Here is a 19,868-nt window from a genome sequence, read left to right on the forward strand (position 1 = left end):
TCTTGATGTCAAGAGACTTCATATCGACAGACCTACTACACTGATCGCATGGAGGACGAGGTCGACCGGCTGGTCGCTGCATGGCGCCGAGAGCGCCCCGACCTCGACGTGGAACCGTTGGAGGTGCTCAGCCGGGTCAGCAGGCTCGCCCGGCATCTGGACCGGGCCCGGCGGCTGGCCTTCGCCGAGCACCGCCTGGAGCCGTGGGAGTTCGACGTGCTGACCTCGCTGCGCCGCACCGGCGCGCCGTACCAGCTCTCGCCCGGCCAGCTACTGACCCAGACCCTGGTCACCTCGGGAACCATGACCAACCGCATCGACCGGCTCGCCCAGCGCGGACTGGTCGAGCGGCTGCCGGACCCCAGCGACCGGCGCGGGGTCCTGGTCCGGCTCACCCCGGAAGGGCAGGAGCGCGCCGATCAGGCGCTGGCCGGACTGCTCGCCCAGGAGCGGTCCATCCTGGGCGAGCTCAGTGATCGGCAGCGCGGCGAACTCGCCTCGCTGCTACGACAGTTGACCGCGCCGTTCGACAACATCCCCGGCTGACGGCACCAGTTCGACCGGCCCGACGCCGGCCCGCCGGGCGAGCGCCACCGCCGCCAGGGTGGAGTGGACGCCCAGTTTGCCGAGCACGTTCTGCATGTGCGTACGGACGGTGTGCGGGGAGAGGAACAGCCGCTCGGCGACCGCCTTGCGGCCGAGGCCCGCGACCATGCAGCGCAGCACCTCCTGCTCGCGCGGGGTCAGCGACTCCACGAGCTGCTCGCTCTCGGTACGGTGCCGGCGCGCCGCGGTCAGCTCCCGAAGCACCCCGGTCAGCAGCGCCGGCGGCAGATGGGTCTCGTCGCGCAGCACGCCGCGGACCACGGCCAGCAGCCGCGACAGCGAACAGTCCTTGGCCACCCAGCCGGAGGCGCCGGCCTGGAGCGCGCGGGCGGCCCGTACCGGGTCGTCCCGCTCGGCCAGCACGACGGTACGGGTGCCCGGGTAGTCGGAGCGCACCCGCTCCACCAGGGCCAGGCCGTCAAGCGCCGGCTCGCGCGACTCGGCCTGCGGACGGCGCTCGGGCTGCCGCGCGTCGGCCGGCCGGTACTCGGCGGCCCGGTACTCCGCGGTCCGCTGGTCCGCGCCGGACAGCGACGGCACCGCGGCCAGCGTCACCGGCTGCCGCGGGCCGGAGCCCAGGTCGGCGTCGACCAGCAGGACGTCGTAGCGCCGATTGTCCACCGACGCCCGGTCCAGGCAGCGTTGCGCGGCGGGACCGCTCCCCGCGGCCGAGACGTCGACGTCGGGTTCCGCCGCGAGGGCGGCGGCAAGCGACTCGGCGAAGATGCGATGGTCATCGACGACGAGAACGCGGATTCGTCCCACGGACACCACTCCCGTAACAGGGCACTCCCCCAGTGGCTGCGGGGCGTCATTCGCGTGGGATTCGGCATCCGGCCGGGACCGCCGCCCCGGCCGGATGCCGAACCCCTTGCGTCTCGCCCCCTGATGGACACCGGCCCCCACCGGCGTCGTGGGAAAAGCGTAGGCGTTCAACCGTCGATTGGAACCGTCTTAGCGGAAGTTACCGGCCGGACGCGCCGTGCAATTGCCGCCGACCTGTTACGGGAGGGGCGGAAGTGACGCAGGAGTGTGATGAGTCCACTGGGAACACCGCCGTCGGGCGCCGGGCGGGCTTCCGATGGCGAAAACGCGCGCCCGGCGGCGCAAATGCACCGCGCCCCAGCCAGCGCTCCGCCGTCAGGACAGGCGGCGCGCCCCCGGTCCCGGGGTGGTGACGAACTGCCGTGACCGCGGCAGCGCCCGCGCGATCGCCGCGCCGATCCGCTCCTCGTCCGCCTCCTCCAGCAGCACGATCGCCGAGCCGCCGAAGCCGCCGCCGGTCATCCGGGCGCCGAGCGCGTCCTCGGCCAGCGCCGTGTCCACCACCAGGTCGAGTTCGGGGCACGAGATACGGAAGTCGTCGCGCAGCGAGGCGTGACCGGCGGTGAGTACCGGGCCGATGTCGCGGGTGCGGCCCGCGTCCAGCAGCGCGAGGACCTCCTCGACCCGGTGGTTCTCGGTGACGATGTGCCGGGTCAGCCGGCGCAGCCGCTCGTCCGGCAGCGCCGCCAGCGCCGCGTCCAGCCCGTCATAGGCCACGTCCCGCAGCGCGGGCAGCCCCAGGGCCGCCGCGGCGGCCTCGCAGCCGGCGCGCAGCTTGCCGTACTCGCCGTCGGCGTGGGCGTGCTTGACGCGGGTGTCCACCACCAGCAGCCGCAGCCCCTCGGCGGCCAGGTCGAAGGGCACCTGCCGCTGCGTCAGCGTCCGCACGTCCAGGTGCAGCGCGTGCCCCTCGGTGCAGCAGGCGGAGGCGGTCTGGTCCATCACCCCGACCGGCGCGCCCACGTAGACGTTCTCCGAGCGCTGGCAGAGCAGCGCCAGTTCCTGCCGGCCGAGTTCGACCCCGTGCAGCTCGCTCAGCGCCAGCGCGGTGACGACCTGGAGCGCGGCCGACGAGGAGAGCCCGCCGCCGACCGGGACCGTGCTGGCGAAGTGGAGGTCGGCTCCGCCGACCGGGTGGCCGCTCTCGCGCAGCGCCCACAGCACGGCCGCGGGGTAGCGGGCCCAGCCCTCGGTGGCGCCCGGGGCGAGGCTGTCGACCGCCAACTCCACCACGCCGCCCTCGCCACCGCGCATGTTGGCGGAGTGCACCCGCAGCACGCCGTCGTCGCGGCGGGCGACCGCCGCGCGGGTGGTGTGCGGCAGCGCGAACGGCATCACGTAGCCGTCGTTGTAGTCGGTGTGCTCGCCGATCAGGTTGACCCGGCCGGGCGCCGCCCAGACGCCTTCCGGCGGCCGGCCGAAGACGTCCTGGAAGGCGTCGCGGAAGGCACGCTCGGCGTCGGGGTCCGGCGCCTCGTGGGCGGACGCGTCGGCCGGGACACCGGCCGGAGCGGCCGGGGTGCCCTGAACGGCAGAGGTGACCTGAGCGGCCGAGGTCGCCGAGGTATCGAATGCCGCTTCCGTCATCGTGACTCCCCCTGCTGCCGGTCCAGTTCCAGCGCCTGGGCGAAGGTCCAGGCGTCGCGGACCATCCCGGTGAGGTCGGCGCGGCTCGGCTGCCAGCCGAGCCGCTCGCGGGCGCGGTCGGCGGACGCCACCAGCACCGCGGGGTCACCGGCCCGGCGGGGCTCGACGGTGGCCGGGATCGGGTGTCCGGTGACCTCGCGGACCGCCTCGATCACCTGGTGGACGGAGAAACCGGTGCCGTTGCCCAGGTTGCAGATCAGGTGCTCGCCGGCCGGCGCCTTGTCCAGGGCCAGCAGGTGCGCCTCGGCGAGGTCGGCGACGTGGATGTAGTCCCGCAGGCAGGTGCCGTCCGGCGTCGGGTAGTCGTCGCCGTAGACCGAGATCGCGGGCCGCCGGCCCTGGGCGACCTGGAGGATCAGCGGGATCAGGTGCGACTCGGGGTCGTGCCGCTCGCCGTGCCGGCCGTACGCCCCGGCCACGTTGAAGTAGCGCAGCGACACCGCGGCCAGGCCGTGGGCGGCGCACTCGGCGCTGATCATATGGTCGACGGCGAGCTTGGTGGCGCCGTACGGATTGGTGGGCGCGGTCGCCGCGGTCTCGGTGATCGGGGTCGCGATGGGCTCGCCGTACGTGGCGGCGGTGGAGGAGAAGACCAGGGTGCGCACCCCGGACTCCCGCATCGCGGCGAGCAGTTCGAGGGTGCCGGCCACGTTGTTGCGCCAGTACTTCTCCGGGTTGGCCACCGACTCGGCGACCTGCGAGGACGCGGCGAAGTGCAGCACCGCGTCGAAGGACGCGTCCAGCACCTTGGCGGCGTCCTGGACCCGGCCCTCGATGAACTCGGCGCCCTCCGGGACGCCCGCCCGGAAGCCGGTGGACAGGTCGTCGAGCACCACCACCTGGTGCCCGGCCTCCAGCAGATGGGCGGCCACCACGCCGCCGATGTAACCGGCTCCGCCGGTGACCAGCAGCTTCTTCCGCAGGGTGCTCACTGTGTCGCTACCTCTCGCAGTCGCGTCGCAGCGGACTCCGGTGGCACGTCATTGACGAAAGCGCTCATGCCCGACTCGGAGCCCGCGAGGAACTTCAGCTTGCCCGAAGTCCGCCGGATGGTGAAAAGCTCCAGGTGGAGCGCGAAGTCGCGACGGTCGGGAGCGGTGAAGGGCGCCTGGTGCCAGCCGGAGATGTACGGCGTCGGTGGCTGGTCGTCGCCGAAGATCCGGTCGAAGCGGCGCAGCAGCTCCAGGTAGAGGTGCGGGAACTCGGCGCGGGCGTCCTCGTCGAGGCCGAGCAGGTCGGGCACCCGGCGGTTGGGGTAGAGGTGCACCTCGTAGGGCCAGTGCGCCGCGTACGGGGTGAACGCCGTCCAGTGCTCGCCGGTCAGCACGATCCGGCGGCCGTCGGCGATCTCGTCGGCGAGGATGTCGTCGAAGAGGTTGCGGCCACCGGTGCGTTCGCGGTGCTCGGCGAGCGAGCGCAGCATCAGCGCGGTGCGCGGGGTGGTGAACGGATAACCGTAGATCTGGCCGTGCGGGTGGCCGAGGGTGACGCCGATCTCCTCGCCGCGGTTCTCGAACGGATAGACCTGGACGACACCGGGGAGCTGCGAGAGGTCCTGGGTGCGGTCGGTCCACGCGTCGAGCACCAGGCGGGCGCGGGCGGGGGTGAGCCGGGCGAAGGACGAGTCGTGCTCGGAGGTGAAGCAGACCACCTCGCAGCGGCCCTTGTCGCCGGTCAGCGAGGGGAAGCGGTTCTCGAAGACCACCACCTCGTAGTCCGAGTCCGGGATCTCGCTGAGCCGGCCCTCGCTGGACGGGCAGAGCGGACACTGGTCGGCCGGCGGGTGGTAGGTACGGCCCTGCCGGTAGGACGCGACCGCCACCGCGTCGCCGAGCAGCCGGTCGTCACGCACCTCCGAGGTGGTGGCGACGGGCTCCAGCGGGCGCAGGTCGACGGCGTCGCGCACCACCGAATCGGCGGAGTCGTAGTAGATCAGTTCGCGGCCGTCCGCGAGCCGGGTCGTCGTCTTCTTCACCCTGCGGCACCTCACACCACAATCTCCCAACAGAACCGCACACAATGAACCACAACAGAACAGCCCAGTCAATGCGAGTGGCGTGGTGAACTTCACCATGCTCCGGCGCGGGCGCCCGTGGGGCGAAGTGAGGTAACCAAACAAAGCCGAACAGATGGCGGCAGGTGGGACACCCGATGGCCGCTCTGCGCACCGGACTCGTCCGATCTGGGCGCGCGGGGTCCACGACCGCCGCGCGCCCGCCCGTCACGGGAGCCGCCTCGGATCCGTCAGGGGACGCCCGCCGCCGGGCGGTGCGGGGCCGCCCCCGACAAGACCGATACGGCGGCACCCAAGCCGCACCGGTGCGGCATCGGAAGGCACCGCGCAGAGACGATTCCGCGGGTACCGGAGGCCCTAGGCGGAGCCGGCCGCGCTCTCGCCCGCCGCGCGGTCCAGCAGCCCGGTGCGGGCCGCCAGAGCCGCCGCCTCCAGCCGGGAGCCGACCCCGAGCTTCATCAGTACCCGCTGGACATGCGTACGGGCGGTGCTCGGCGCTATCCGCATACCCGCCGCGATCAGCCGGGTGTCCTCGCCCTCGGCCACCCGCACCAGCACCTCGATCTCGCGCGGGGTGAGCATCTCCAGCAGCCGCGCGCCCTCGTCGTCCGGCTGCCGCGCCGGGTTGAGCAGCTCGGCGAAGGCACCCTGGAGCAACGGCTGGGCGATGGCCACCTCACCGGTCCGCGCCTTGGCCATCGCCCGCTCGACACCCTCGATCCGCTCGTCGTGCCGTACGTAGCCGGAGGCGCCCGCCGCGAAGGCCGCCGCGATGCCGCGCGGATCCGGCACCGGGCCGAGCACCACCACGGCCACCCCCGGCCGCTCCCGTTTGATCCGCGCCACCGCCTCGAACGCGCCGGGCTCGGCCGGCGCCGCGGTGCCGAACAGGCACACCTCGGGCGACCTGCTCAGTACCAGTTCGGCCGCGCCACCGGCCGGGGCGGCCGCGGCCAGCACCCGGTGTCCGCGCAGCTTCAGCGCCGAGGCCAACGCCTCGGCCAGCAACCGGTGGTCGTCGACCACGACAAGTCGTACGCCCATTCGGGTATCCCCCATCCCCCCAGCGGGCCCGGACCGCTTGGCCGGTCCCGTGCCCTGGTCATACCGCCGCGGGACCGGTCCGAACCGCGCCTCCACGCCGGGGCCCCTCCCGCTTAGGCCGCGAAGCTACACGCTCACCGGAGCCCGCGTGCGCCCAACCGAACAGAAGACCCCGGCAATTGCGCTCCGGTCCGGCCGGCAGACGGCAGCCCGGCAGGTCCGAGGGGACGGGGGTGTCGCCGGGCCCACCGATCCGGGGACGGCCCCGGGTGCTCCGGGGGTGCCGGCGTCCGTCGCGGATCGCGCCTCACGGGTCACGCGTCGCGCCTCACACCTCACGCGTCCGTCGCGGCCCCGCGGGCTCAGGCGTCCTCGGCCAGATCGAGCCAGCGCATCTCCAGCTCCTCGCGCTCCTCGCGCAGCGTCCGCAGCTCCGCGTCGAGAGTGGCGACCTTCGCGAAATCGGTGGCGTGCTCGGCGATCTGGCCGTGCAGCTTGCTCTCCCGGTCACCCATCTTGTCCAACTGCCGCTCGATGCGCTGGAGTTCCTTCTTGGCCGCCCGGGTGTCGCCGGTCTGCTTCTCCTTGGCGGGCGGCGGCGGGGGCGCGGCGGCCTCCACCATCCGGTGCCGGCGCTCCAGATACTCGTCCACCCCGCGCGGCAGCATCCGCAGCGCCTGGTCGCCGAGCAGCGCGAACACCCGGTCGGTGGTCCGCTCGAGGAAGTAGCGGTCATGGCTGATGACGAGCATCGAGCCGGGCCAGCCGTCGAGCAGGTCCTCCAGTTGGGTCAGCGTCTCGATGTCGAGGTCGTTGGTCGGCTCGTCGAGGAAGAGCACGTTCGGCTCGTCCATCAGCAGCCGGAGCAATTGCAGCCGGCGCCGCTCACCGCCGGACAGATCGCCGACCGGCGTCCACTGCTTCTCCTTGGTGAAGCCGAACTTCTCGCACAACTGGCCCGCGGTCATCTCCCGGCCCTTGCCGAGGTCCACCCGCTGCCGTACCGACTCCACCGCCTGGAGCACCCGCTGGGTCGGCTCCAACTCGGCGACCTCCTGCGAGAGATAGGCGAGCTTCACGGTCTTGCCGACGACGACCCTGCCGTGGGCCGGCTGCGTGTCGCCGTCGCTGAAGGCGGCGTTCGCCAGCGACCTGAGGAAGGAGGTCTTGCCCGAGCCGTTGACGCCGACCAGGCCGATCCGGTCGCCCGGGCCGAGCTGCCAGGTGATGTGCTTCAGCAACTCCCGCGGCCCGGCGGTGACCATGACGTCCTGAAGTTCGAACACGGTCTTCCCGAGGCGGGAGTTGGCGAATTTCATCAGCTCCGCGGTATCCCGCGGCGGCGGTACGTCCTCGATCAGCGCGTTGGCCGCCTCGATCCGGAACCGCGGCTTGGAGGTACGGGCGGGGGCGCCGCGCCGCAGCCAGGCGAGTTCCTTGCGGACCAGGTTCTGCCGCTTGCTCTCCTCGGTGGCGGCGATCCGCTCGCGTTCGGCGCGCGCGAAGACGTAGTCGCTGTAGCCGCCCTCGTACTCGTAGACGGTGCCGCGCTGCACGTCCCACATCTGGGTGCACACCTGGTCGAGGAACCAGCGGTCGTGCGTCACGCAGACCAGCGCGGAGCGGCGTGCCCGCAAGTGGCCCGCGAGCCAGGCGATGCCCTCCACGTCGAGGTGGTTGGTGGGCTCGTCGAGCACCAGCAGGTCCTGCTCGTCGATGAGCAGCTGCGCCAGCGCGATACGGCGCCGCTCGCCGCCGCTCAGCGGGCCGATCACGGTGTCGAGGCCGTCGGCGAACCCGGGCATGTCCAGGGCGCCGAAGAGCCCCGTCAGCACATCGCGGATCTTGGCGTCCCCGGCCCAGTCGTGGTCCGGGCGGTCGCCGACGATCTCGTGCCGGATGGTCGCCGCCGGGTCGAGCGCGTCGTGCTGGGTCAGCACCCCGAGCCGCAGTCCGCTCTGATGGGTGACGCGGCCGCGGTCCGGCTCCTCCAGCTTCGCCAGCAGCCGGATCAGCGTCGTCTTCCCGTCCCCGTTCCGCCCGACGACCCCGATCCGGTCGCCCTCGGAGACGCCGATGCTCAGCGCGTCCAGCAGGGTGCGCGTGCCGTAGGTCTTGCCGACGGCTTCGACGTTGACGAGATTCACGGCCACGTGCGGTGTTCTCCAGATTCTCCGGGTGCGGCGGGTACCGCCGGGGGCGGCGCGGGTGCTGCCCCGGTGCCGCCGGGGCATGGGGGCTCGGGGCTGAGGGGGCTGGGGGGCTGGGGAGCTGAGGACTGGGACGAGGTACGGCTGCCCAGCGTAGTCCGCTCCCCGGGGGTCACCCTCCGGGTGCCGGTCAGCGCAGGACGACGGCCCCGGGGGCCGGGGCGGTGGCGACCCTCGCCGCGGGGCCGAGGGCGACCGCGATACGGGTCGCCGCGTCGGTGTCCTCGGCGAGGAAGGCGCAGGTGGGACCGGAGCCCGAGACCAGCGCGGCCAGCGCGCCGGCCGCGGTGCCCGCGGCCAGGGTGGCAGCCAGATCCGGGCGCAGGGACAGCGCGGCGGGCTGGAGATCGTTGGTGAGGACGGCGGCCAGCGCGGCCGGCGAACCACCGCGAAGGGCGGCCAGCAGCGCGGGATCGGCCACCGGTGCGGGGATGTCCGCGATGGTGTCGCCGGCGCCCTCCTCCCGGCGCAGCCGGTCGCACTCGCGGTAGACGGCCGGCGTCGACAGCCCTCCGGTCGCCGCCACGAACACCCAGGGGAAGGTGCCGCCGACCTCCAGCGGGGTCAGCAGCTCCCCCCGCCCCACCCCCAGCGCGGCCCCGCCGACCAGGGAGAACGGCACGTCGCTGCCGAGTTCCGCGCACAGCGAGAGCAGCTCCTCGCGGGACGAGCCGAGCCCCCACAGGGTGTCGCAGGCCAGCAGCGCACCGGCCGCGTCGGCGCTGCCGCCCGCCATGCCGCCGGCCACCGGAATGTCCTTTTCGATGTGCAGCCGGACCCGCGGCTCGATCCCGTGCAGCTTCGCCAGCGCGACCGCCGCCTTCGCCGCCAGGTTGGAGCCGTCGAGGGGCACGGCCGCGATGTCCCTGCCCTCCCCGGTGATCGTCAGCTCGTCGGCGGCCGTCGCGGTGACCCGGTCGAAGAGCCCGACCGCGAGGAAGACATTGGCCAGGTCGTGGAAACCGTCCGGCCGGCGCCCGCCCACGGCGAGCTGGACGTTGACCTTGGCGGGCACGCGTACGGTGACGGCGGTCACGGGCGGGGGCTCCTCGAAGTCATCGGGTGGATCGGGCGCATCGGGTGGAACGGCTCAGCGGGTTCATCGGGTGGAGGTGGGGCGGGTCGCGGCGCGCGGGGGACCGGCGGTCCCGCGGTGGGCTCAACGTAACAAGCCGGCGGGCGCGGCCGCGGCCCGAGCCCGGCCTGATCCCGGTCTAGGAGGCCGCCGCTCCGGCCTGAGCCGGCTTGTGCTCGGCGATGGCCGCGAACTCCTCCACCGTCAGCGCCTCGCCGCGGGCCTGCGGTGACACACCTGCGGCGACCAGCGCGGCCTCCGCGGCGCCCGGCGACCCGGCCCACCCCGTGAGCGCCGCCCGCAGCGTCTTGCGGCGCTGCGCGAAGGCCGCGTCCACCACCGCGAACACCTCCTGCCGCGACGCCGTGGTGCGCGGCGGGTCGCGGCGTACCAGCGAGACCAGGCCGGAGTCCACGTTGGGCGCGGGCCAGAAGACGTTGCGGCCGATCGAGCCGGCCCGCTTCACCTCCGCGTACCAGTTCGCCTTGACCGAGGGCACCCCGTACACCTTGTTGCCTGGCCGGGCGGCGAGCCGGTCGGCGACCTCCGCCTGCACCATCACCAGCGTCCGCTCGATGGTGGGGAAGGTGGCGAGCATGTGCAGCAGCACCGGTACGGCCACGTTGTAGGGCAGGTTCGCCACCAGCGCGGTCGGCGGCGGCCCCGGCACCTCGGTCACCCGCATCGCGTCGCTGTGGACGAGGGCGAAGCGGGCCGCCCGGTCCGGCAGCCGTGCGGCCACCGTGGCGGGCAGCGCGGCGGCCAGTACGTCGTCGATCTCGATCGCGGTGACCCGGTCGGCGACTTCGAGCAGGGCGAGCGTGAGCGACCCGAGCCCGGGCCCGACCTCGGCGACGGTGTCCTCGGGGCCCACTCCCGCGGTGCGCACGATGCGCCGTACGGTGTTGGCGTCGATGACGAAGTTCTGACCGCGCTGCTTGGTGGGGCGGACGCCCAGCGCGGCGGCCAGCTCGCGGATGTCGGCCGGCCCCAGCAGGGCGTCGGGGTCTGTCGTACTCACACCGGCAAGGCTAACCGCCGGGGAGGGCGGCTCTTCCCGCCCGCCCGGGTCCCTCCGGGTCCCCTGGGGGTCCCCCCGGGTCCGCTCAGGTCTCCCCCGGCTCTCCCGCTTCCGGGCCCCCCTCAAGCTGCCGGCTCGCTCAGTAGCCGAAGACCCTGGCGGTGTTGGCCGCGATCGCCGCCGCCAGCGTGTCCTCGTCGTCGCCGCGGGCCGCGGCCATCGCGCGGAGGGTGAGCGGGATGAGGTAGGGCGCGTTGGGGCGGCCGCGGTGCGGCACGGGGGTGAGGAAAGGCGCGTCGGTCTCCACCAGCAGCAGCTCCCGCGGCGCCACCGCCACCGCGTCCCGCAGGTTCTGCGCGTTCTTGTAGCTGATGGTGCCGGCGAAGGAGAGGTGGTAGCCGCGCTCGGCGCACACCTTCGCCATGGCGGCGTCCCCGGAGAAGCAGTGGAAGACCACCGTCTCGGGCGCGCCCTCCTCCAGCAGGATCCGCAGCACGTCCTCGTGGGCCTCCCGGTCGTGGATGACCAGGGCCTTGCCCTCCCGCTTGGCGATGGCGACATGGCGGCGGAAGGAGTGCTGCTGGGCGGCGACCCCGTCGGGCCCGGTGCGGAAGTAGTCGAGCCCGGTCTCGCCGACGCCCCGGACCTGGGGAAGGGCGGCGAGTTCCGCGATGGCGTCGAGCTGGGCGTCGAGGGCGGCCAGGCCGGCTGCCGGGCGCTCACCCTGGCGGGCGGAGCCCGCCGGGTCGCCGTGCGCGATCCGGGGCGCCTCATTGGGGTGCAGGGCGACGGTGGCCCAGATGTTCTCGTGCTCGGCGGCCGTGCTCGCGGCCCAGCGGGAGCCGTTGAGGTCACAGCCGACCTGGATCAGGGTGTCGACACCGACGGCGGCGGCCTGCGCGAGTGCTTCCGGGACCGTGCCGGACTGCATGTCCAGGTGGGTGTGCGAATCGGCGACCGGGATCCGGAGCGGCTCGGGCGCGGGCGGGGCCGTACTCCTGTCGCGCTGGTCGGCCCGGCGCTTGCCCTCGGCCCGGTCCTGCCGGTCGGCCCGGCTCTTCTCGTCGGCCTTACGGCTCTCGTCGGCCTTGCGGCTGTCCTGGTCCTTCTTCGTCGCCATGGGTCCGATCCTAGGGACGGGGACTGGTCCCTGGACCTGGGGCCCCGCGTGCGGGCCCTGGCTGGTGGCGCTGTTCCTACGGGGTCCTACGGGCCCCTGTCGCGGAGTTCGCGGAGTTCATGGAGATCCCGGGCCGCCGGAGGTACCGGCTTTCCCGAGGTGCCCGCGGTGCGGTCAGTGCTGCTCGGTCGGTGCCTGCGCCGCGCCGGGCGGTCCCTGCCTGCGCCGCAGGAAGTTCCGGGCGGAGCGGTGCGGCCGGCGGGGTGCGGGCTGCTCGTTCAGGTGCTCGGCGAGGTGATCGGTGAGGCGCTCGGTCGGATGATCGGTCCGCCGGGGCCTGGCGGCCGAGCCGGACACCTGGCCCGCGCGCATGATGCGGACGAGATGTCCGTCACAGTTCTGGCAGGTGGGGCGGGTCAGTGGCGACGGCACTTTGGCGCCGTCGGCCAGATAGGTGACGAAGGGGCGCCCGGACGAGTCGGTGCGGTGCTCTATCTCGTAACTCTGCTCCCACCCGTGACCGCAGTTCAGACAGGCGAAGGCATAGGCCTCGGTGACATTGGGTTCCGCAAAGCTCACGGCAGCTCCTGTGTGCCCTCCGGACAGCGCGTCCGGACCGGTCTTCCGCTCTCCAGCGAACGCCTCATCGCCCCCGCGCGCAGCAGCAGAGCGGACTCTTGGTGATGATTTGAGGCCTATATGGAAATTAGCCGGTATTGCTTTGCCAGGGACCGGGTTTACGCAGGGACGCCGACGCGAACGAACCCGTCACGCAGAGTCGTTGCCCACGCCGTGTTTGGCCGCCACCACCGCGTCGAAGACCTCCCGCTTGGGCAGGCCGACCGCGACCGCCACCGCGGCGATGGCCTCCTTGCGGCGCTCGCCGGCCGCCTCCCGTACCGCCACCCGGGCGACCAGTTCGGCCGGGGTCAGCGCTGAAGGACCCGGCTCGGGGGCTCCCTCCACGACCACGGTGATCTCGCCGCGGACCCCTTCTGCCGCCCAGTCGGCCAACTCCGTCAGCGGGCCCCGCCTGACTTCCTCGTACGTCTTGGTCAACTCCCGGCAGACCGCCGCCCGGCGCTGCGCACCGAAGACCTCGGCCATCGCCGCCAGCGTGTCGTCGATCCGGTGCGGCGCCTCGAAGTACACCAACGTCCGCCGGTCGGCGGCCACCTCGCGCAGCCGGGCGAGACGCTCCCCCGCCTTGCGCGGCAGGAAGCCCTCGAAGCAGAACCGGTCGACCGGCAGCCCCGACACCGCGAGCGCGGTCAGCACGGCGGACGGGCCGGGCACCGCCGTCACCTTGATGCCGCGCGCCACGGCGGCGGCCACCAGCCGGTACCCGGGGTCGGACACCGACGGCATCCCCGCGTCGGTCACCAGCACCACCCGGGCGCCCCCTTCCAGCGCCTCCACCAGCTCAGGGGTCCGGCCGGCCTCGTTTCCCTCGAAGTAGGAGACCACCCGGGCGGTCACCTCGACGCCGAGCGCCTGCGCGAGCCGCCGGAACCGCCGGGTGTCCTCGGCGGCCACCACATCGGCCCCGGCCAGCTCCACCCCCAGCCGGGGTGGCGCGTCGGCGGGATCGCCGATCGGGGTTCCGGCCAGTACGAGGACGCCTGCGGGAGAGCTGGTCACCGGTCCAGTTTCCCATCCGGCCGGGTCGGGGCCGGCCGGGCCGGCCTTTCCGCCACCCGGCGGCCGATCCGCTCGCAGATACGGGACAAAAGCGGGCGGGGATCGACATGCACATCGCATTCTCAGACCCTTTCCCTACGATGGGCCGGTGACGAGTGAGACCGCTACCCAGGACCGTGCCGACGAGGACGTCCGGCCCGAGCCGGAGCCGAGCCCCTGGGCGCGGCGGCTGCGCAGGTTCGGCTATGCCGAGCGGCCCCGTACGGACACCCGTGAGCGCCTGGTCCCGCCGTTCCCGGAGCCGGGGACGCGGATGTGGGAGATGTTCGGCTTCGGCCCGGTGCTCTCCCACCGGCTCGCTAGGTGGTCGGGCTGGCTCGGGCCGATCCTGGTCTCGCTCTTCGCCGGGATCATCCGCTTCTGGCATCTCGGCAGCCCGCGCGCGGTGGTCTTCGACGAGACCTATTACGCCAAGGACGCCTGGTCGCTGCTGAAGTTCGGCTACGAGGGCACCTGGACGGACGGCAAGGTCTCCAATCCGCAGATCCTCGCCCATCCCCAGGTCATCCCGCTGTCGGACGCCCCCGGTTATGTGGTGCATCCGCCGATGGGCAAGTGGATGATCGCGGCCGGCGAGTGGATCTTCGGTCTGAACCCCTTCGGCTGGCGCTGTGTGATGGCGCTGCTCGGCACGCTGTCGGTGCTGATGCTGTGCCGGATAGGGCGCCGGCTCTTCCGCTCCAACGCGCTGGGCTGTCTGGCCGGCCTGCTGATGTCGGTCGACGGACTGCACTACGTGATGAGCCGGATCGCGCTGCTCGACCTCGTCATCATGTTCTTCGCACTCGCCGCTTTCGGCTGCATGCTGGTGGACCGGGACTGGGCGCGGGCCAGGCTGGCGGCGGCGCTGCCGGTGGACGAGGACGGCTTCGCGGGACCGGACGCGCGCACCGGCGACCGGGTCGGCATGGGCTGGCGGCCGTGGCGGATCGCGGCCGGCTTCTTCCTGGGTCTCGCGGCGGCGAGCAAGTGGAACGGCCTGTACTTCCTGGCTTTCTTCATGATCATGACGGTGCTGTGGGATGTCGGCTCCCGCCGGCTGGCCGGTGCCCGCAGGCCGCGGTGGGCGGTGTTCCGCAAGGACCTCGGCTGGTCGGTGCTCTCCGTCGTCGGCACCGCCCTGGTCACCTACCTGGTCACCTGGACCGGCTGGTTCGCCTCCGACAACGCCTACAACCGGCACTGGGCCGACGACCGCGGCGGGTTCTGGTCCTTCATCCCCGCGCCGCTGCGCAGCCTGTGGCACTACGAGTACCAGGTCTACCAATTCAACGTCGGCCTGCACACGCCGCACCCCTACCAGTCCAACCCGTGGAGCTGGCTGGTCCTCGGCCGCCCGGTCTCCTACTACTTCGAGTCCCCCAAGCTCGGCCAGAGCGGCTGCCACGCCACCGCCGGCTGCTCCCAGGAGATCCTCGCCCTCGGCACGCCGCTGCTGTGGTGGTCCGCCTGCTTCGCCCTCGTCTACCTGCTCTACCGCTGGGCGCTGCGCCGCGACTGGCGGGCCGGCGCGATCCTCTGCGCGGCGGGCGCCGGCTACCTCCCCTGGTTCCACTACCAGGACCGTACGATCTTCTACTTCTACGCCGTCGCCTTCGTGCCCTACCTCTGCCTGGCGGTGGCGATGATGCTCGGCGCGTTCCTCGGCCCACCCGCGGCCACCGAAAGCCGCCGCATGTGGGGAGCGGTGGGCGCGGGCACGCTGGTGCTGCTCATCATCTGGAACTTCATCTACTTCTTCCCGATCTACACCGGCCAGACCATCCCCTATACCTCCTGGCAAGCCCGAATGTGGCTCGACTCCTGGATCTAGCCGGACAGATCGGGCTCTGGGCCGAGTGTCGGCCCGCTTCTGAGGTGTCCGGGCGTGGTTGCGGGGCCGTGCGAATGGGCCGGACGGCCAGGTGGAGGCGGGGGTTCCGGTCGCCGTCGAGTCAGTACAAAGCCGTGGCCCGATCGAGACCTTTGGCCTTGTGGGCGTCCCGTAGAGTCCCGGAGGCGCGTTAGTTGAACGCGTTCAAGGGGAGGGAGCGGGTCAGGTGCCTATATCACGGGGTGTCAAAACCGGCATCATCACAACGGTCGCCGTCGGCATGCTGTCGGTCGCCGGCTTCGGGGCCTACAACATCTACTCCGCGCTCGACAGCGGGACCGGAGGCGGCGCGGGCGGCGGCGGGGGCAACAGCCAAGCCGTGGCGACGCCGGTGAACACCCCGCTGACGCCGGAACAGGTCTCCGACACCGCCACCGACTTCCTCACCGCCTGGTCCTCCGGGGACATCGCGGCGGCCGCGAAGCTGACCGACTCACCGCGGACGGCGACGGCCGCGCTCACCGCCTACCGGACGCGGGCGCATGTGACGGCGGTGAAGATCGTGCCGGGCACGGCGGCCCTCACCAAGGTGCCGTTCACCGTGAACGCCACCCTGACCTACCCGGGCCTGGCCGCGACACCGTGGTCGTACAGCGGGACGCTCGGCGTCGCCCGCGACGACCAGGGCAAGCCGGCCGTCACCTGGGCCCCTTCGGTGCTCCACCCGGACCTCCAGGACGGCGACACCCTGGTCACCGGTCCGGCCGAGACCCCGGAGCTGGACATCGTGGACCGCGCCGGCAAGGTGCTGACCCCGACCGCCTACCCCTCGCTGACCGGGATCCTCGACGATCTGCGCGACCGTTACGCCGCCCAGGTGAAGGGCGGCACCCCCGGCATCGAGACGTACATCGAGGGCTCGGACGGCAGCCAGACCAAGACGCTGGACATCCTGCGCAAGGGGACGAACGCCAAGCTGCGGACCACCCTGGACGCCGGCATCCAGGCCGCCGCCGAGCGCGCGGTGGCCAGGGCGAAGGAGAAGGCCGGGGTGACCGCGCTCGACACCGAGACCGGCGGCATCCTCGCGGTCGCCTTCAACCCGCCAACCGGCCAGGACCTCGCGCTCGGCACGCGTCAGGCCCCCGGCTCCACCTTCAAGATCGTGACCTCGACCGCGCTGCTGAACGCCGGCCTGACGCCCGCCACCAAGTCCCCCTGCCACAGCCCCGACAACATCGACAACGGCAAGGAGTACACCAACGTCAGCGGCGACAACCCGGACGCGACGCTCCAGTGGGACTTCGAGGAGTCCTGCAACACCGGCTTCATCAAGCAGGCCCATCACATCGGCCCCACCACGCTGTCGCAGACGGGCGCGCGGTACTTCGGGCTCGGCCCGGCCTGGTATGTGGGCACGGGCACGGTCGACGGCAGCATCCCCGACGGCACCGGCGACGACCTCACCTCGGCGATGATCGGCCAGGGCACGGTCCAGATGAGCCCGCTGGACATGGCCTCGGTCGCCGCGACCGTCCGCGAGGGGACCTTTCGCCAGCCCACCCTGCTCCAGGACACCGCTCTGATCGCCAAGCGCACCGCCATCAGCACCAGCCCGCTGCCGTACGGCGTCAAGCTCGACCTCCAGCGGATGATGCGCGGCACCGTCACCGAGGGCACCGCGGCGAAGGCGATGAGCGGCCTGTCGGGCAAGCTCGGCGCGAAGACGGGTTCGGCCGAGGCCGGCACGGTCCAGCCCAACGGCTGGTTCACCGCCTACCGCGACCATGTGTCGGCCGCGGCGATGGTGCTCCAGGGCGGCCACGGCGGCGATTCGGCGGGGCCCATCGTGGCGTCCGTGCTGGGCGCGTCATGAGGTGCCGCCGCCCTGACGGCCCGGGCGAGCGGGCCCCCGGAGCTTCGCGGCGGACCGCGGGCCGGCGTTGACCCCGCTGGTCGCCGGGGCGGTGCTGCTGGCCGCCGTCACACACGCCGCCTGGAACGCCATCGCGCACGGCATCAAGGACCAGCTCGTCGCCTTCACCCTGGTGGGTGGAGGCGGCGCGCTGTGCTCGGCGGCCCTGCTGCCCTTCGCCGCCGCGCCGCACGGCCGGGCGTGGCCGTATCTCACCGGCTCGGTCCTGATCCATCTCGCCTACCAGTTCCTGCTGATGCGGGCGTTCCGGCTCGGTGAGTTCGGCCAGGTCTATCCGGTCGCGCGCGGCGTCGCCCCGGTGGCGGTGACCGTGCTGGCCGCGCTCTTCGTCCACGAACGGCCCGGCGCGTGGCAGACGGTGGGCGTACTGGTCGCGTCGGCGGGCCTCTGCGGGGTCGCCCTGTGGGGCATGTGGGGCCGCCGGCCCAACTGGCCGGCGCTGGCCGCCGCGGTCGGCACCGGACTGACCATCGCCGCGTACACCGTCGTCGACGGGGTGGGCGTACGCGACGCCGGCTCCCCGCTCGGCTACATCGGCTGGCTGCTGATCCTCCAGGGGCTCGTCATCCCGGCGGCGGCCTTCGCGGCCCGCCGCGGCGAACTCCTCACCGCGCTCCGCCCGGTCGCCGCCCGCGGGCTGCTCGGCGGCGCCCTCTCCTTCGCCGCCTACGGTCTCGTCCTGTGGGCCCAGACCCGCGCCGACCTGGCCCCCGTCGCCGCCCTGCGCGAAACCTCCGTCATCGCCGGCGCCGCCATCGCCACCCTCTTCTTCCACGAACGCTTCGGCCGCCCGCGCCTCATCGCCGCGGTGCTCGTGGTGGGCGGCATCGCCCTGATGCTCCACCCGGGCTGACCCCGCCGCTGAGCGGCCGGCCGCCGCGGCTCAGTCCCGGCCGCGGACGGCGACCGCCGACCGGGAGCTTGCCCGGTACTCGTCCAGCAGTCGGAAGAACACCTCCAAAGGAGGCTCGCCGAACGAGTTCGCCGTGATCGCGCCGTCCCAGCCGAGCGCCGTCGACCAGCCGCGGCTGCGCCGCAACCAGTCGGCGAACCCGCCCGCGGCCGGCCGGAACTCGAAGGGTTCGGCGACCTGATGGATCTGCAACGCGACGTAGTACCCGAAGAGCAGCGCCGACAGCTCCCGCAGCGAACCGTCGGGCACCCACATGCCCGGCCGCAGCCGGATCGCGTCCAGCCAGTCGTGAATGCCCCGCCACTCCTCGAACGGACGACCCTGAGGAGACCTGTCCACCTGTTCCACGCGCACCTTCCCGTCCCGCGAGCTGCCTGCCCACCGGAAGTCTGGACCACCGCCCGGGTGCGGGGCATCCGGAACCCGGCACCCCACCGCCACCGGACCTGGACCCGGAAGGGTGACAGGGGCACCCCGGTTGGACGCCGACGGGCGGCCGGTGCGAGCCTTTCCCAGGTCGGGCCGGGTGTGGCAGCGCTGACGCGTGCCACGCGAGGGCCGGCGCCCACCGGCGCGGGCCGGGCGCGGGCTTGCACAAACCCGAGCCCCGGCCGACCCGGACCGGCGCCCAACGGCATCCACCGGCGACCACCGGCGACCACCGGCACCTCCGAGCACCGCCACGAACCGAGGACAGTCCCATGAGCAAACGCGTGATCGCCCCCCGCAACCGCGGGTTCCTCTTCCTGGACTCCCACCCGGAGGGCTGCCGGCGTCTGGTCGAGGGCATGTGGCGCTCCGCCGCCGAGCTGCCGGGCGCCGACCTGCCGGCCGCCGCGCCGGCCGAATCCGGCCCGGTCGCCCTGGTGATCGGCTCCTCGGCCGGTTACGGCCTGGCGGCCACCGTCGCCGGCCTGGCCCGGGTCGGGATCCGGGGCATCGGCCTGTGCCTGGAGAAGGCGCCCACAGAACGCCGTACCGGCACCGCCGGCTGGTACCGGACCGCGGCCACCGCCGAGTTGGCCCGCGAGGCCGGCCGGGACATGGTCTGGCTCAACGCGAACGCCTTCTCCGACGAGGCCAAGGACCAGGTGGCCGACGTGCTGCGGGAGCGCTTCGGCGGGCGCCTCGACTACCTGATCTACTCGGTGGCCGCGCCCCGCCGGGTCGACCCCGACACCGGCGCCGCCTACGCCTCGGTGCTCAAGCCGATCGGCGCCCCGCACCGGACGAAGACCCTGGTCTTCGACGCCGAGGGCGTCCCCGACGTACGCGAGGTCGAGACCGGGCCGGCCACGGACGACGACATCGAGCAGACCGTGAACGTGATGGGCGGCGCCGACTGGGAGCGCTGGATCGACCGGCTCGCCGGCGACGGCCTGCTCGCCGACGGCTTCACCACCGCGGCCCTGACCTACATCGGCTCGCCGCTGACCGCCGCGATCTACCGCAACGGCACCATCGGCGCCGCCAAGGCCCATCTGGAGGCCACCGCCCGCACCCTGGACGACCGGCTCGGCAAACTCGTCGGTGGACGCGCGGTGACCTCGGTGAACGCGGCGGCGGTCACCCAGTCGTCGACCGCGATCCCCGGCATCGCGCTCTACACCGGGCTGCTGCGCGGCGCCCTCGGCGAACGCCTGGTCCCACCGGTCGCCCAACTGGCCGAGCTGTGGGACCAGCTCACCGGCGCCCGCCCGCTGGAGACCGACGCGTCCGGCCGGGTCCGGCTCGACCTGTGGGAGCTCTCCGACGAGGTGCAGTCCGAGGTCGCCGACCGCTGGGCGGCGGCGGAGAACGGCACGATCACCGAACTCGCCGACCTCGGCTGGTTCCGCGCGGAGATCCAGCGGCTGTACGGATTCGCCGCGCCCGATGTCGACTACGACCGGCCGGTCGAGACCGACGTCCCCTGGCCGGGCGGCGCCTGACCGCGGGCCGGG

General features: G+C 73.0%; 17 protein-coding genes. 5 read left to right on the plus strand and 12 right to left on the minus strand.

The window, feature by feature from the left end:
- The first annotated feature begins 48 nt into the window (after positions 1 to 48).
- Entirely contained in the window at positions 49 to 546 is a 498-nt protein-coding gene (locus tag OG519_RS12285) for a MarR family winged helix-turn-helix transcriptional regulator (protein ID WP_405582470.1), read from the plus strand.
- Here OG519_RS12285 and OG519_RS12290 read toward each other — a convergent pair.
- The 11 genes from OG519_RS12290 to rsmI all read right to left on the minus strand — a co-directional run bounded on the left by OG519_RS12290 (position 505) and on the right by rsmI (position 13,203).
- Positions 505 to 1,371, minus strand: coding sequence for a LuxR C-terminal-related transcriptional regulator (locus OG519_RS12290; protein WP_405582473.1), 867 nt, complete (start codon positions 1,369 to 1,371; stop codon positions 505 to 507). The two genes, OG519_RS12285 and OG519_RS12290, sit on opposite strands and share 42 nt — an antisense overlap.
- Before the next feature lie 375 nt (positions 1,372 to 1,746).
- The gene (gene galK / locus OG519_RS12295; RefSeq protein WP_405582475.1) at positions 1,747 to 3,018 is read right to left on the minus strand and encodes a galactokinase; all 1,272 of its coding nucleotides are present in this window, start codon (positions 3,016 to 3,018) and stop codon (positions 1,747 to 1,749) included.
- A complete protein-coding gene (galE, locus tag OG519_RS12300) occupies positions 3,015 to 4,010 on the minus strand; it encodes a UDP-glucose 4-epimerase GalE (RefSeq protein ID WP_405582478.1) in 996 nt (331 codons plus the stop codon). The genes galK and galE overlap by 4 nt, the downstream gene beginning before the upstream one ends.
- Positions 4,007 to 5,053 (minus strand): galactose-1-phosphate uridylyltransferase, encoded by a 1,047-nt coding sequence (gene galT, locus OG519_RS12305; protein WP_405582481.1) that lies wholly within the window; start codon positions 5,051 to 5,053, stop codon positions 4,007 to 4,009. Before galT ends, galE begins: the two co-directional genes overlap by 4 nt.
- A 396-nt stretch (positions 5,054 to 5,449) precedes the next feature.
- Entirely contained in the window at positions 5,450 to 6,136 is a 687-nt protein-coding gene (locus tag OG519_RS12310) for a response regulator transcription factor (RefSeq protein ID WP_405582484.1), read from the minus strand.
- Positions 6,137 to 6,498: 362 nt separating this feature from the next.
- Positions 6,499 to 8,289, minus strand: a complete 1,791-nt coding sequence (locus OG519_RS12315; RefSeq protein ID WP_405582487.1) for an ABC-F family ATP-binding cassette domain-containing protein — start codon at positions 8,287 to 8,289, stop codon at positions 6,499 to 6,501.
- Between the two features lie 187 nt (positions 8,290 to 8,476).
- A complete protein-coding gene (locus tag OG519_RS12320; protein ID WP_405582490.1) occupies positions 8,477 to 9,382 on the minus strand; it encodes a 4-(cytidine 5'-diphospho)-2-C-methyl-D-erythritol kinase in 906 nt (301 codons plus the stop codon).
- A gap of 178 nt (positions 9,383 to 9,560) precedes the next feature.
- A complete protein-coding gene (gene rsmA, locus OG519_RS12325; protein WP_405582493.1) occupies positions 9,561 to 10,442 on the minus strand; it encodes a 16S rRNA (adenine(1518)-N(6)/adenine(1519)-N(6))-dimethyltransferase RsmA in 882 nt (293 codons plus the stop codon).
- A gap of 139 nt (positions 10,443 to 10,581) precedes the next feature.
- The gene (locus OG519_RS12330) at positions 10,582 to 11,562 is read right to left on the minus strand and encodes a TatD family hydrolase (protein ID WP_405582495.1); all 981 of its coding nucleotides are present in this window, start codon (positions 11,560 to 11,562) and stop codon (positions 10,582 to 10,584) included.
- Between the two features lie 174 nt (positions 11,563 to 11,736).
- Positions 11,737 to 12,141 carry a hypothetical protein gene (locus OG519_RS12335; RefSeq protein ID WP_405582498.1) on the minus strand — a complete coding sequence of 135 codons (405 nt, stop codon included), beginning with the start codon at positions 12,139 to 12,141 and terminating at the stop codon, positions 11,737 to 11,739.
- A 189-nt stretch (positions 12,142 to 12,330) separates the two neighbouring features.
- On the minus strand, positions 12,331 to 13,203 hold the full coding sequence (gene rsmI / locus OG519_RS12340) for a 16S rRNA (cytidine(1402)-2'-O)-methyltransferase (RefSeq protein WP_405582501.1): 873 nt from the start codon (positions 13,201 to 13,203) through the stop codon (positions 12,331 to 12,333).
- 148 nt (positions 13,204 to 13,351) lie between these two features.
- Between rsmI and OG519_RS12345 the strand changes: the two genes are divergently transcribed.
- From OG519_RS12345 to OG519_RS12355, 3 genes are all read left to right on the plus strand, one after another.
- A complete protein-coding gene (locus OG519_RS12345) occupies positions 13,352 to 15,076 on the plus strand; it encodes a dolichyl-phosphate-mannose--protein mannosyltransferase (protein ID WP_405582504.1) in 1,725 nt (574 codons plus the stop codon).
- A 226-nt stretch (positions 15,077 to 15,302) separates the two neighbouring features.
- A complete protein-coding gene (locus tag OG519_RS12350; RefSeq protein ID WP_405582506.1) occupies positions 15,303 to 16,952 on the plus strand; it encodes a penicillin-binding transpeptidase domain-containing protein in 1,650 nt (549 codons plus the stop codon).
- 67 nt (positions 16,953 to 17,019) lie between these two features.
- Positions 17,020 to 17,865 carry an EamA family transporter gene (locus OG519_RS12355; protein WP_405582509.1) on the plus strand — a complete coding sequence of 282 codons (846 nt, stop codon included), beginning with the start codon at positions 17,020 to 17,022 and terminating at the stop codon, positions 17,863 to 17,865.
- Positions 17,866 to 17,895: 30 nt separating this feature from the next.
- Here the strand turns inward: OG519_RS12355 and OG519_RS12360 are convergent, their stop codons facing one another.
- Positions 17,896 to 18,264 carry a hypothetical protein gene (locus OG519_RS12360; RefSeq protein ID WP_405582512.1) on the minus strand — a complete coding sequence of 123 codons (369 nt, stop codon included), beginning with the start codon at positions 18,262 to 18,264 and terminating at the stop codon, positions 17,896 to 17,898.
- Between the two features lie 362 nt (positions 18,265 to 18,626).
- On the opposite strand from OG519_RS12360, the gene fabV reads away from it, so the two are divergent.
- Positions 18,627 to 19,856, plus strand: a complete 1,230-nt coding sequence (gene fabV / locus OG519_RS12365; RefSeq protein WP_405582515.1) for an enoyl-[acyl-carrier-protein] reductase FabV — start codon at positions 18,627 to 18,629, stop codon at positions 19,854 to 19,856.
- The last annotated feature ends 12 nt before the right edge of the window (positions 19,857 to 19,868 follow it).

Origin of the sequence: Streptomyces sp. NBC_01190 (assembly GCF_045039895.1) — a bacterium.
Classification (GTDB): Bacteria; Actinomycetota; Actinomycetes; order Streptomycetales; family Streptomycetaceae; genus Actinacidiphila.

What these genes read in the sequence shown, in the direction of transcription:
- OG519_RS12310 (WP_405582484.1), bottom strand. Translation starts at nt 6,136, where the DNA reads ATGGGCGTACGACTTGTCGTGGTCGACGACCACCGGTTGCTGGCCGAG.
- OG519_RS12285 (WP_405582470.1), top strand. Translation starts at nt 49, where the DNA reads ATGGAGGACGAGGTCGACCGGCTGGTCGCTGCATGGCGCCGAGAGCGC.
- OG519_RS12330 (WP_405582495.1), bottom strand. Translation starts at nt 11,562, where the DNA reads ATGGCGACGAAGAAGGACCAGGACAGCCGCAAGGCCGACGAGAGCCGT.
- galK (WP_405582475.1), bottom strand. Translation starts at nt 3,018, where the DNA reads ATGACGGAAGCGGCATTCGATACCTCGGCGACCTCGGCCGCTCAGGTC.
- fabV (WP_405582515.1), top strand. Translation starts at nt 18,627, where the DNA reads ATGAGCAAACGCGTGATCGCCCCCCGCAACCGCGGGTTCCTCTTCCTG.